At 45.0% G+C, this 13,281-nt stretch carries 12 protein-coding genes and 2 pseudogenes; 12 read left to right on the forward strand and 2 right to left on the reverse strand.

Features of this window, described 5'->3' with window-relative positions:
* Positions 1-31 precede the first annotated feature (31 nt).
* The 5 genes from miaA to hflC all read left to right on the forward strand — a co-directional run bounded on the left by miaA (position 32) and on the right by hflC (position 4,982).
* Positions 32-964: a tRNA (adenosine(37)-N6)-dimethylallyltransferase MiaA gene (miaA, locus tag ACMAZD_RS01900; protein WP_435248364.1), complete on the forward strand. Its 933-nt coding sequence runs from the start codon at positions 32-34 to the stop codon at positions 962-964.
* A gap of 192 nt (positions 965-1,156) precedes the next feature.
* Positions 1,157-1,420, forward strand: a complete 264-nt coding sequence (gene hfq / locus ACMAZD_RS01905; protein WP_435248365.1) for an RNA chaperone Hfq — start codon at positions 1,157-1,159, stop codon at positions 1,418-1,420.
* Between the two features lie 44 nt (positions 1,421-1,464).
* A complete protein-coding gene (gene hflX, locus ACMAZD_RS01910; protein WP_435248366.1) occupies positions 1,465-2,772 on the forward strand; it encodes a ribosome rescue GTPase HflX in 1,308 nt (435 codons plus the stop codon).
* Between the two features lie 27 nt (positions 2,773-2,799).
* Entirely contained in the window at positions 2,800-4,002 is a 1,203-nt protein-coding gene (gene hflK / locus ACMAZD_RS01915) for an FtsH protease activity modulator HflK (protein ID WP_017103358.1), read from the forward strand.
* Between the two features lie 2 nt (positions 4,003-4,004).
* On the forward strand, positions 4,005-4,982 hold the full coding sequence (hflC, locus tag ACMAZD_RS01920; RefSeq protein WP_435248367.1) for a protease modulator HflC: 978 nt from the start codon (positions 4,005-4,007) through the stop codon (positions 4,980-4,982).
* A 164-nt stretch (positions 4,983-5,146) separates the two neighbouring features.
* Here hflC and ACMAZD_RS01925 read toward each other — a convergent pair.
* Positions 5,147-5,329 (reverse strand): annotated as a pseudogene (locus ACMAZD_RS01925) (DUF2065 domain-containing protein); the annotation flags it as partial.
* A gap of 172 nt (positions 5,330-5,501) precedes the next feature.
* Between ACMAZD_RS01925 and ACMAZD_RS01930 the strand changes: the two are divergent.
* Both ACMAZD_RS01930 and motX read left to right on the forward strand, forming a co-directional pair.
* Positions 5,502-6,818 (forward strand): adenylosuccinate synthase, encoded by a 1,317-nt coding sequence (locus tag ACMAZD_RS01930; RefSeq protein WP_010434108.1) that lies wholly within the window; start codon positions 5,502-5,504, stop codon positions 6,816-6,818.
* A gap of 315 nt (positions 6,819-7,133) precedes the next feature.
* Positions 7,134-7,769, forward strand: coding sequence for a flagellar protein MotX (motX, locus tag ACMAZD_RS01935; RefSeq protein WP_435248368.1), 636 nt, complete (start codon positions 7,134-7,136; stop codon positions 7,767-7,769).
* A 188-nt stretch (positions 7,770-7,957) separates the two neighbouring features.
* Here motX and ACMAZD_RS01940 read toward each other — a convergent pair.
* Positions 7,958-8,128: pseudogene (locus ACMAZD_RS01940) on the reverse strand (amidohydrolase); the annotation flags it as partial.
* A gap of 150 nt (positions 8,129-8,278) precedes the next feature.
* On the opposite strand from ACMAZD_RS01940, the gene rnr reads away from it, so the two are divergent.
* The 5 genes from rnr (at position 8,279) to rplI (ending at position 13,227) form a co-directional block, all read left to right on the forward strand.
* Positions 8,279-10,780 (forward strand): ribonuclease R, encoded by a 2,502-nt coding sequence (gene rnr, locus ACMAZD_RS01945; RefSeq protein ID WP_435248369.1) that lies wholly within the window; start codon positions 8,279-8,281, stop codon positions 10,778-10,780.
* A gap of 156 nt (positions 10,781-10,936) precedes the next feature.
* Entirely contained in the window at positions 10,937-11,677 is a 741-nt protein-coding gene (gene rlmB / locus ACMAZD_RS01950) for a 23S rRNA (guanosine(2251)-2'-O)-methyltransferase RlmB (protein WP_435248370.1), read from the forward strand.
* A gap of 289 nt (positions 11,678-11,966) precedes the next feature.
* Positions 11,967-12,380, forward strand: a complete 414-nt coding sequence (gene rpsF, locus ACMAZD_RS01955) for a 30S ribosomal protein S6 (RefSeq protein ID WP_004735855.1) — start codon at positions 11,967-11,969, stop codon at positions 12,378-12,380.
* A 131-nt stretch (positions 12,381-12,511) separates the two neighbouring features.
* The gene (rpsR, locus tag ACMAZD_RS01960) at positions 12,512-12,739 is read left to right on the forward strand and encodes a 30S ribosomal protein S18 (RefSeq protein WP_000090472.1); all 228 of its coding nucleotides are present in this window, start codon (positions 12,512-12,514) and stop codon (positions 12,737-12,739) included.
* Between the two features lie 38 nt (positions 12,740-12,777).
* Positions 12,778-13,227, forward strand: a complete 450-nt coding sequence (gene rplI, locus ACMAZD_RS01965) for a 50S ribosomal protein L9 (protein ID WP_435248371.1) — start codon at positions 12,778-12,780, stop codon at positions 13,225-13,227.
* Positions 13,228-13,281: the final 54 nt, after the last annotated feature.

Genomic DNA, 13,281 nt, shown 5'->3' on the forward strand with positions numbered 1-13,281 from the left:
CGCTCTAACAGAGAAACAAATACAAAATATCATGACTGAAAAATTACCTTTAGCGTTGTTTTTAATGGGCCCTACGGCATCAGGAAAAACAGATTTAGCTATCCGCTTACGTCAGAAGTACCCAGTAGAGATCATCAGTGTCGACTCAGCATTGATCTACAAAGACATGGATATCGGCACCGCTAAACCGGATGCAGGAGAGCTCGCGCTCGCGCCCCATCGTTTGATTGATATTCTCGATCCAAGCGAAGCGTATTCTGCGGCAGATTTTCGTCGTGATGCGATCAATGAAATGAATAAGATTGTAGCGGAAGGAAAAATCCCGTTACTGGTTGGTGGCACAATGCTGTACTACAAGGCATTGTTGGAAGGCTTATCGCCATTACCGGCCGCGGATCAAGAGATTCGTAAGCAGATTGAAGCGGAGTCTATTGCACAGGGTTGGCAGGCATTACATGATCAATTAAGAGAGATAGATCCCGTATCCGCTGAAAGAATACACCCAAATGATCCACAAAGGCTTTCAAGGGCATTGGAAGTTTACCGAATTTCGGGTAAAACATTAACAGAGCTAACTCAAACGAAAGGCGATAGCCTGCCATTTCGTGTAAAACAATTTGCAATAGCTCCCAAGGAAAGGAAAGAGCTCCATCGCCGCATTGAACTGCGTTTCGAGAAGATGATAGAGGCGGGGTTTGAAGATGAGATGAAGGCGTTATATGCCAGAGACGATCTTCACCCTGAACTGCCATCGATCCGATGCGTTGGTTATAGGCAGATGTGGGATTATTTAGATGGGAATTGCGATTTAGACGAAGCGGTTTTCCGTGGTGTCTGCGCAACCCGTCAATTGGCCAAGCGACAAATCACCTGGTTACGCAGTTGGGATGATTTAACTTGGTTGGATAGCGAAAACATTGAACAGGCGTTAGAAACTCTTTCAGATGCAATAGCATCTGATTAGTATTGCTGTGTATAATGTGATCGCTTTTGCGTGAATATACTCTGGAAAGGATCAGTTATTGAGGCTTTTAAAAATCACAGCCTTTCAATAACACCGGAGTTTTTTTATTCGTTTAGCTCAGATGCAAAGGCCGCACCTTTTTGTGCACCACTAGCTAAATAACTACAACAAAATATAAATAAGGAAAATAAAATGGCTAAGGGGCAATCGCTACAAGACCCATTCCTAAATGCACTCCGTCGTGAGCGCATTCCAGTCTCTATCTATCTTGTTAACGGCATTAAGCTGCAAGGTCAGATCGAGTCTTTCGATCAATTTGTGATCTTATTGAAGAACACAGTAAACCAAATGGTTTACAAGCATGCGATTTCTACTGTGGTTCCTGCTCGTGCTGTTAGTCACCACAACGGTGAGCAACGTGCGCCGTCTGATCGTTCAGAGAAGACTGAAGATTAATCGTTCAAATAATACAGCTTGCGCTGTAATAAGGAGTTGGTTGCTTGTTTGACCGTTATGAATCCGGCGAGCGAGCCGTACTTGTTCATATCAACTTTACTCAAGAGGGAGAATGGGAAGACCTGAGCGAATGTGAAATGCTGGTCTCCTCAGCGGGGGTAGAAACGCTACAAGTGATTACTGGTAGCCGACAATCCCCACTCCCTAAATACTACGTTGGAGAAGGTAAAGCTCTAGAAATCGCACAAGCTGTTCAGCTGACCGGTGCTGAAATTGTGATTTTTAACCACTCCCTCTCTCCTGCCCAAGAGCGCAACCTCGAGCAATTGTGTAAATGTCGTGTGATTGATCGCACGGGTTTGATCTTAGATATCTTTGCACAACGTGCGCGAACTCATGAAGGTAAGCTACAAGTTGAGCTCGCTCAGCTTCGTCATATATCTACTCGATTGATTCGTGGTTGGACTCACCTTGAAAGGCAGAAAGGTGGTATTGGTCTTCGTGGTCCAGGTGAAACTCAGCTGGAAACCGATCGACGTTTGTTGCGTGACCGTATAAAAGCGATATTACGTCGTTTAGCGAAAGTGGCTAAGCAGCGTGAACAAGGACGACGTGCTCGTCATCGAGCTGAAATCCCAACAATTTCTTTGGTTGGTTATACCAACGCAGGGAAATCAACACTTTTCAATCGAATCACTAGTGCAGGTGTTTATGCAGCAGACCAACTGTTTGCAACCCTAGACCCAACACTACGTAAGATTGAATTGGCAGATGTCGGACCTGCAATTCTCGCAGATACCGTAGGTTTTATCCGTCATCTACCGCATGATCTGGTCGCTGCGTTCAAGGCTACGTTACAAGAGACGCAGGAAGCTGACATTTTGTTACATGTTGTTGATGCCAGTGATGACCGCTTTCGTGAGAACATTCAGGCGGTTCATGAAGTATTAGAAGAAATCGATGCTCATGAAGTGCCAACCCTTGTAGTCATGAATAAAATTGACTGCATGGAAGACCAAAAACCTCGAATTGAAAGAGACGAAGAGGGCGCACCTCGCGCTGTTTGGGTTTCTGCAATGGAAGGAGAAGGTATTGAACTGCTGTTTGAAGCTTTAACTGAGCGTTTAGCGAGTCAGATGGTTCAATTCCGGTTGTGTATTCCACATCAACATCAGGGCCGTATTCGTAGCTTATTCTTTGAGATGAAATGTATTCAACGGGAAGAGTATGATGAAAATGGTAACTTGTTGATAGATATCCGAATGCAACAAATAGATTGGTCTAAACTTGAAAAAAGAGAAGGGGCGCTCTTAGGTGACTTTATCGTTACCAAAGAGACTGCTACAGTATAACGTCATATCAAATGATGGAGCTTTCTAATGGCGTGGAATGAGCCTGGAAATAACAACAACGGCGATAATAACGGCCGCGATAATGACCCTTGGGGTAAGAATAATAATCGCGGCGGCCGAGATCAAGGACCGCCAGACTTAGACGAAGTGTTTAGTAAACTAAGTCAAAAGTTAGGTGGTAAGTTTGGTAAAAAAGGTGGCAACGGTAACGGACCATCTATCGGTGGTGGCGGTGCGATTGGCTTTGGTGTCATTGCTGTCATTGCGATTGCTATCTGGTTCTTCGCTGGTTTCTACACCGTTGGCGAAGCAGAAAGAGCAGTAGTACTTCGATTGGGTCAGTTCGACCGTATCGAAGAACCTGGTCTTAACTGGCACCCACGCTTCATCGATGAAATCAAAGATGAGCAACTAGTAAACGTTCAAGCGATTCGTTCTCTACGTGCTGCTGGCACGATGCTAACGAAAGATGAAAACGTTGTGACCGTTGAAATGGGTGTTCAATACCGTGTTTCTGACCCTTACAAGTATTTGTATCGTGTAACGAATGCAGACGACAGTTTACGCCAAGCAACCGATTCTGCGCTGCGTGCGGTAATTGGTGACTCACTAATGGATAGTATCCTGACAAGTGGTCGTCAACAGATTCGTCAAAGCACTCAAGAAACGTTGAACCGTATTATTGATAGCTACGACATGGGTATTCTGATTGTTGACGTGAACTTCCAGTCAGCACGTCCACCTGAGCAAGTGAAAGATGCATTTGATGATGCTATCGCGGCTCGTGAGGATGAAGAGCGTTTCGAGCGTGAAGCTGAAGCTTACCGAAATGACATTCTTCCAAAAGCAACAGGTCGTGCTGAGCGTTTGAAGAAAGAAGCGGTGGGTTACTCAGAGCGCACAGTTAATGGTGCTCTAGGTCAGGTCGCTCAGTTCGAGAAACTGCTACCTGAATACCAAGCAGCTCCTGAAGTAACACGAAACCGTATGTACCTTGATACAATGGAAAAAGTGTACTCAAGCACATCGAAAGTCCTGATTGATTCTGAATCAAGCGGTAACTTGCTGTACCTACCAATTGATAAACTAGGCGCACAAGGTGGTTCTCAGTCGGGCACTCGCCCTGCAAAAGCATCATCAACTTACGATCAAATTGAGTTAGAAACTCAAGCGGATCCAAAGTCTAGCACTCAAACTCGTTCAGACAGCTCACGTCAAGGGAGATACTAATAATGCGTAAATTAATGATCCCTGTATTAGTTGTGACGATTGCCCTTCTATTGATGTCACTATTTGTGATTCAAGAAGGCGAACGTGGCATGGTCATTCGTTTTGGTCGAGTTCTCGATGACAACGGCGTATCACGAATCTATGAACCAGGTCTGCACTTTAAACTGCCACTGTTTGATCGCGTAAAAGTGCTTGATGCTCGTATTCAAACGATGGATGGTCGTTCTGACCGTTTCGTAACATCAGAGAAAAAAGACGTTCTAATTGATACCTACGCAAAATGGCGTATTGCTGATTTTGGACGTTTTTATCTGAGTACTGGCGGCGGTAATATCATGACGGCAGAAGCACTTCTTGAGCGTAAAGTGACAGATGTTCTTCGTTCTGAAATTGGTTCTCGTGAAATTAAGCAGATCGTATCAGGCCCTCGTAACAAGGACATCCTGCCAGACTCTGCTGATAGCGAAGTCGTAACAACGGTAGCGGCTGCAGAAGCACTAGAAGTTGATGGCGAACGCGATAAGATCATGGAAAACGTTTTGTCTGGAACGGCAGAAAGTGCGATGGCTGATTTAGGTGTTGAAGTTGTTGATTTCCGAATGAAGAAGATTAACCTTCCTGACGAAATCAGTGAATCTATCTACCGCCGTATGCGTGCAGAACGTGAGTCGGTTGCTCGTAGACACCGTTCACAAGGTCGTGAGAAAGCGGAAGTTATCCGTGCTCAAGCTGAGCTTGAAGTGGCAACAGTTCTTGCTGAAGCTGACCGTACAGCTCGAATCACTCGTGGTGATGCTGATGCAAAAGCAGCGAAGATCTACTCTGATGCGTTCAGCAAAGATCCTGAGTTCTACGGCTTCATGCGTTCATTGCAAGCTTATGAGACATCATTTAGCGATAAGAGCGACATTCTAGTACTGGATCCGAAGACTGACTTCTTCCAATACATGAATCAAGCAAGCGGCGCTCCAGCAAAGTAAGCTGATGCGTTAGTAAATGCTTAGCTCAATAAGCAAAATACGTTAGAACTTAAAAGGCTCCCATAATGGGAGCCTTTTTGTTTTCTATTGTTTTCAGATCTACGATTGGGAGCGCGAGGGAAGGCGCTCAATAGCGTTCTACTTATAGAAACCTGAACCGAGTTGTAGGTCATGAAAGCGATAACGGCACCGGCAACCACAAGGCAGCCGCCAATACGGCGCAGTTGAGCGTCTGGCTGTTGGCTTAGCTGAGCAACCATGTTTCTCCAGCCATTAGGTGCAATCAAGGGGCCGAGCCCTTCAACAATAAGAACGAGCCCAATAGTGAGCCAAATTGATTGAGACATGGTTCTGCCTTTTGTCTGTAAAAAAGCAATGATATCAGTATCTTCATACATTCGCCCTCAGTTATCGCTGGTTTGTTTTTGTACAGCGTTAACGTTTATGGACAAAAAGTGACTGCAAGAAGTGTGATTCAGTGCTAGAATCCATTTTTAATTAGCAACAGAAATTGGAAAGATGGGAAATAACGTAGTCGTTCTAGGCACCCAATGGGGTGATGAAGGTAAAGGTAAAATCGTTGACCTTTTAACTGAAGATGCAAAATACGTGGTTCGCTACCAAGGCGGTCACAATGCAGGTCACACACTTGTAATTGACGGTGAAAAAACCGTTCTTCACTTAATTCCATCAGGTATCCTACGCAATAACGTTAAATGTGTTATTGGTAACGGTGTAGTATTATCGCCTGACGCACTTCTTAAAGAAATGAAGCCTCTTGAAGATCGCGGTATCCCAGTACGTGAGCGTCTTTTCATCTCTGAAGCTTGTCCTCTAATTCTTCCGTACCACATTGCAATCGACAACGCGCGTGAAATCGCTCGTGGCGCTAAAGCTATCGGTACAACGGGTCGTGGTATCGGTCCTGCTTACGAAGATAAAGTTGCTCGTCGCGGTCTACGCGTTGGTGACCTTTTTGATAAAGAAGCATTTGCTGAGAAGCTAAAAGAAGTGATGGAATTCCACAACTTCCAACTAGAGCACTTCTACAAAGCTGAAACAGTAAGCTACGAAGAAGTTCTTGAGCAAGCGATGAGCTACGCAGACATGTTAACTGCGATGGTTATCGACGTAACTGACGAACTAGACGCAGCACGTAAGCGCGGCGACAAGATCATGTTCGAAGGTGCTCAAGGTACGCTACTCGATATCGACCACGGTACTTACCCATACGTAACGTCTTCTAACACGACTGCTGGTGGTGTAGCTGCAGGTTCTGGTTTCGGTCCTCGTCACATCGGTTACATTCTTGGTATTACTAAGGCTTACTGTACTCGTGTTGGTTCAGGTCCATTCCCAACTGAGCTATACGATGGCCTTGAGAAGCAAGACCCAGTTGGTAAGCACCTAGGCGATGTTGGTCACGAGTTTGGCGCAACAACTGGTCGTCTACGCCGTACTGGTTGGTTCGATGCTGTTGCTATGCGTCGTGCAATCCAAATCAACTCTCTATCTGGTATGTGTCTAACTAAACTAGACGTTCTAGATGGCCTAGAAGAACTAAAAATCTGTACTGGTTACAAGATGAAAGATGGTTCTATCCTAGAAGTTTCTCCAATGGCTGCTGAGTCATTCGAAGAAGCGACGCCAATCTACGAAACAATGCCTGGTTGGTCTGAAAATACATTTGGTGCTAAATCTATCGACGCGCTTCCACAAGCTGCTCTAGATTACATTAAGCGTATTGAAGACCTAACTGGTGTTCCAATTGATATCGTATCAACTGGCCCAGATCGTAACGAAACTATCATCAAGGTTCACCCATACGGCGCGTAATGCCCACTGAGTGATTACCACAGCATCAATATTGTTTTGACAATGAAAATGCCTTGATAATTAAATCGTTTTTAAAAGCCGACTTTATTAAGTCGGCTTTTTTGTACCTGTAATTTGAAAATGAAGCCGTCTTTGATGACCTTTTGAATGCCATCGGGCAAAATATTGCCCATTAGCGGCAAGTTTTGTCTAAAGCCGTCAGGGTTATTGCCGATACAGATATCATGGAAAGTGAAGTTCACCCTGTTGTGTGCGTGTAGAAACCATCTGCACCCCTCAATAGATAACTTTAGCGACAGATAATAGAGTGCAGGTATGAAGCTACGAATTGTAGCAGCTTCATTGATAATGGCGCTGAGCTCATCCTTGAGTCATGCTAATTTGGCTGATGTGGGAGAGCCTGTTCCAATATATACAGAAGCTGAACTGATTAATTTAATCGAAAAGAATCATCATCTAGAGCGAGTGAAAGCGGATAAGTGCCAGTTAGTTGAAGATATCGTTGCTCGTGCGACGCGTATTAGCTTGCCTTCTTATGAGTTTTTATACGGTGATATGTTGGCTTGGGGTGTGTGTGTTCCACAAGATGTAGAGCTTGGCCTTTACTATATGGAAAACGCGGCACATCAAGGTTTACCCGCTGCATTAGAGCAGTTAGGTCGTTATTACTCTCGTGGTACTTTGGTACAACAAGACAAAGAGCGTGCAATTCCGTACCTACGTGAAGCGGCCTCGATGGGTAACCTAAGTGCAAGCATTCACTTAGCGGAACTCTTACTGCGTGATTACGGTAGCCCGTTAGATTATGAGGATGCTTACCGCTGGTTATATAACTCGGTAACAGCGGATGATAGGCAACACAAACGTATTACTGTGCTTCGAAGCGGTTTGGAGCGGAGAATGCCAGACAATATTATTGCTCGAGCAAAACGCCGAGATGTGTTCTGGTAATGACGAATATTAATTAAGGTTGATGACTAACGACTGCACTCGTTCATCATCCATCTTGATCGAGAAAGATGTCGATATAAAAAGGCCTCGTAGGTAAACACCTATGAGGCCTTTTTTGATCTTAACTGCTTTTTTTGTTTAACCAATTTTTAGATTTAACAGAAAGCGCAGTGAGTTAGTCTTAGTCGTTATTGAATAACTTCACCAGATTCAATCACCGTTTCATGAACAACCTTCGTGAAATCGAGTGCTTCTTGACGAATCTTGTCTCCGTCTACCGTTAGCATGTCGCGGTCTTGTATGATGATCTTTCCATCAACGATGGTGTGACGAACGTTACCCGAGTTCGCTAAGTAAACCTAAACTGAATATGATATTTGATTTTTCATTGGATGAAGATAGATAGCAATCTGAGGTTATTTTAGGCTTTTCCAAAGCATATCTGTAGGTTACCCCTAGCATCAGATATACTAGGGGTATATACCTTCCTTGCTTAAGCAGGCCCGCCTATGTCAAAAAACACACCAACGTCAGAAAACACGACAGCGACAACCACTGTTGATCCTTTTGCCGACCGAGAGTCGAAAAACTATGAAAACCCAGTACCAAGCCGAGAGTTCATTATTTCGTTTCTAACAGACGCGAATATTCCAATGAACCGTAACGATCTATTCGAAGCTTTGGGTCTGGCTGGAGAGGAACAATACGAAGGGCTGCGTCGTCGTTTACGTGCAATGGAGCGTGATGGACAGCTTATCTTTACTCGTCGTCAGTGCTACGCATTGCCTGAGAAGATGGAACTGATTAAAGGCTATGTGATTGGTCATAAAGACGGTCATGGTTGGGTTCGCCCAGATGGAAGCGTTGGTAAAGATAACGATATCTTGCTGCCGCACCATCAGATGAAAACCATCATGCACGGTGATTACGTATTGGTTCAGCCTACTGACAACAGTAAGCGTGGTCGTCGTGAAGGTCGTTTGATTCGTGTTCTTGAAGAGCGCACAACCCCACTTGTTGGTCGTTTCTTCTTAGAATATGGTCATTCTTACGTGGTTGCTGATGATTCACGTATTAGTCATGACATCCAGATCCCTACTAAGCATAAAGGCGGTGCTCGAATGGGTAATGTGGTTGTGATTGAAATTACGGATCGCGGCGGTCATTCTCGTAACATGATGGGTAAAGTGACCGAAGTTCTTGGTGAAAACATGGCTCCGGGTATGGAAACGCAAATTGCAATTCGTACTCACCAGATCCCACAAGAGTGGCCTGAAGCGGTAGATAAGCAAATCGAAAATCTTGGTGAGCATGTTCCTGAAGAAGCAAAAGAAGGACGTGTTGATCTACGCAAACTGCCATTGGTTACGATTGATGGCGAAGATGCGCGTGACTTCGATGACGCGGTTTACTGTGAAGCGAAGAAAGGCGGCGGCTGGCGTCTATGGGTAGCGATCGCTGACGTAAGTTACTACGTTCGCCCAGATACAGCGCTAGACAAAGAAGCGATTAACCGTGGTAACTCGGTATACTTCCCGTCACAAGTAGTCCCAATGCTGCCAGAAGTACTTTCAAATGGTTTGTGTTCATTGAACCCTCAAGTCGACCGTTTATGTATGGTGTGTGAGATGACTATCTCAGACAAAGGCAAACTGTCGGGCTACAAGCACTACGAAGCGGTAATGAATTCTCATGCTCGTCTTACTTATAACAAAGTCGGCGCGATCTTAGATGGTAATGAAGAATTACGTGAACGTTACGAACCAGAAGTACCACATCTTGAAGAGCTTCATAAGATGTATAAGGTGCTTAAGAAAACGCGTGACGAACGTGGTGCGATTGAATTTGAAACGGTAGAAACTAAGTTTATCTTCAATGCGGATCGTAAGATTGACCGTATTGAACCCGTCATTCGTAACGACGCACACAAGATCATCGAAGAATGTATGATTCTTGCGAATATCGCATCGGCATCTTACGTAGAAAAAGCCAAAGAGCCTGCGCTGTACCGTGTTCACGATACTCCGGGTGAAGAGCGCTTAATGGGCTTCAAGAGCTTCTTAAGCGAATTAGGTTTAACGCTGGAAGGTGGTTTGTCTCCATCTCCGGTAGATTATGCACAACTGATGCAACAGATTAACGAACGTGAAGATCGTGAATTAATCCAAACAATGCTGCTGCGCTCAATGAAGCAAGCGGTATACAACGCGGATAACGCGGGTCACTTTGGTTTAGCGCTTAAACGCTATGCTCACTTTACCTCGCCAATTCGTCGTTACCCAGATTTGCTATTGCACCGTGCGATTAAGTACCTTATCGCAAAAGAAGAAGGTCGTAACAGCGAACGTTGGACTCCAACCGGTGGTTACCACTACACGTTCGATGATATGGACTTCTACGGCGAACAGTGTTCAATGACTGAGCGTCGTGCTGATGACGCTACACGCGAAGTGAACGACTGGCTGAAATGTGAATACATGCAAGACCATGTCGGTGAAGTGATGGACGGCGTGATTGCCAACGTGACTGGCTTCGGTTTCTTTGTGCGCCTAACTGAACTGCACATCGATGGTCTGGTACATATTTCTGCGCTAGCGAATGACTACTACCAATTTGATGCTGTTGGTCAGCGTCTGGTTGGTGAAAGCTCAGGTAATATCTACCGCTTGGGTGATTCGGTTAAAGTGAAGGTTTCGGCGGTTAACTTAGAAACTCGTCAAATCGACTTTGATTTAGAAGACACCGATCGTCAGCCGCGTGGTAAAGGTAAAACAGCCAAGAAACGTGCAGCTGAAGCGATGAAAAAGGCGAAAAGCAAGAAGCGTTCAGCAGTGAAGAGCAATAAGCCAGGCGTACCTGCAACGCCTTTAGTTGAACCTACTAAACGACCTGATGGAAGTAGCGAAAGCTCAGCTAAGAAGAAAAAGCCCGCGAATAAAACCGGTGCAGCTAAAGCTCGTGCTAAGAAAAAGCGCGCAGCAAGCCGTAAGCCAAAGGCTGATAAGTCTTAAGTTATCGTTTTACAATGACAGCAAGGCTGAACGTCTAACGAATGTAAATGCGAGAGTATCAGGCGGAAGATGCATGCTCTCGGAATAAACAACACAGAGGTGGGTGCATCGGGTTTGATGCCATTCATCTCTGAGCAATAAGAGTAACCAGAGACAATGAGTAACGAGTTTATTTACGGTATTCACGCGGTGAAAGCCGTACTAGAAAAAGACCCAGCGCGCTTTATTGAAGCGTACGTGCTTAAAGGTCGTCAAGACGATCGCCTGCTTCCATTACTGAATCAACTGCAGCAATTTGGCGTGTCGATTCAACAAATGGGCCGTAAGCCGCTTGATGAAAAAGCACAGGGTGCAAATCACCAAGGTCTTATTGCTAAGGTGAAGCCTGCTAAACAGCTTAATGAAACTCACCTAGACGATATCCTTGCGCAGCACGAACAGCCTCTGCTGTTGGTTCTAGACGGCGTAACAGACCCTCACAACCTAGGTGCTTGCTTACGTAATGCAGATGCCGCAGGTGTAGCCGCTGTTATCGTTCCTAAAGACCGCTCTTCGCCGTTAACGGCAACAGTAAGCAAGGTTGCTTGTGGTGCTGCAGAAACGGTTCCGCTAGTACGAGTGACTAACCTAGCTCGCACAATGCGTGCGCTGCAAGAACAAGGCGTATGGTTTGTCGGCACGGCAGGTGAAGCAACGCATGATATCTATCAAGCGAAGTTGACTGGCCCGCTTGCTATTGTGATGGGTGCTGAAGGTGATGGCATGCGTCGTTTAACGCGTGAAACGTGTGATGACCTGATTAAGATTCCAATGTCAGGTAGCGTGTCGAGCCTGAACGTTTCAGTGGCTTCTGGTATTTGTTTATTTGAAGCGGTACGTCAGCGTCTCGTTCAGTAACGTTCGACTTAACAAAGTATAAACGACTTAAGTCTATGAATTTATTAACGCTCACTACTTGCTGGTGGGCGTTTCTTTTTAGGACGTAGAGTGACAAATTGACAGAATCACAGGTGGCTAGATGGCGAAAGAAAAACTGTTTCATTATTAGCCAAATACCGCTTGCCAATATCGGGTTCTTTCTATAATATTTGCCGTCCTTAAAACTCGGTCATTTTTCTTTAGTTCCTTGCTTCCCTTGGACGACCGAGCCTTTCGTGGAAGCTAATAATCCGTAAGGAGCAACCAAATGCGTCATTATGAAATCGTATTCATGGTTCACCCTGATCAAAGCGAGCAAGTTGCTGGCATGATCGAGCGTTACACTGGTTCAATCACTGAAGCTGGTGGTACTATCCACCGTCTAGAAGACTGGGGCCGCCGTCAAATGGCTTACCCAATCAACAAACTTCACAAAGCTCACTACGTTCTTATGAACGTTGAAGCTGGCCAAGAAGTGATGGACGAGCTAGAAACTGCTTTCCGTTTTAACGATGCAGTTCTACGTAACATGATCATGCGCACTAAAGGCGCTGTGACTGAGCAATCTATCATGCTTAAGCAAAAAGAAGAGCGTGCAGAGCGTGCTCCTCGTCGTGATGACCGTGAAGAACGTGCACCACGTCGTGAAGAAGAAGCTAAGCCAGAAGCTGCTGCTGAGTAATTCTTTTTTGGCCTTTAGGTCATTAAATTTTATTCAACTCGTTTAGGTATTTCCACTGCAAGCATTTGCTTACGCTTATTTATAAGTCTGTGTGAATACCGCATTATTAAATTTAGATCAGGAGATAGCCCATGGCTCGTTTCTTCCGTCGTCGTAAATTCTGCCGATTTACTGCAGAAGGCGTACAAGAGATTGACTACAAAGACGTAGCAACTCTAAAAAACTACATCACTGAAGCTGGTAAAATTGTACCTAGCCGTATCACTGGTACAAGTGCTAAATACCAACGTCAGCTAGCTCGCGCTATCAAGCGTTCTCGTTACCTAGCTCTACTACCGTACACTGACAAGCATCAGTAATCGGTAATAGTTAATAATAGTTTAAGAGGACTAAGATAATGCAAGTTATTCTACTTGATAAAATCGGTAACCTAGGTGGCCTTGGCGACCAAGTAAACGTTAAATCTGGTTACGCTCGTAACTTCCTTATCCCACAGGGTAAAGTCGTTATGGCAACTAAAGAAAACGTTGCTATGTTCGAAACTCGTCGTGCTGAACTAGAAGCTAAAGTTGCTGAGCAACTAGCTGCTTGTCAAGCTCGAGCAGAGACAGTTAACACTCTAGAAGGCGTTACAATCGCTTCTAAAGCTGGTGACGAAGGCAAACTATTCGGTTCTATCGGTACTCGTGACATCGCTGACGCTATTACAGCGGCAGGTGTTGCAGTAGCTAAGAGCGAAGTACGCCTACCTGAAGGCGCTCTACGTAACATCGGTGAATTCGAAGTAAGCATTCAACTTCATTCTGAAGTTTTTGCTACTGCGAAAATCACGATCGTTGCTGAGTAATTTCAGTACCAAGACGAATTCTTTCTTTTGAAAGTTTTAAACACCAGCCTCGGC

This window comes from Vibrio sp. nBUS_14, assembly GCF_051201655.1.
Classification (GTDB): domain Bacteria; phylum Pseudomonadota; class Gammaproteobacteria; order Enterobacterales; family Vibrionaceae; genus Vibrio.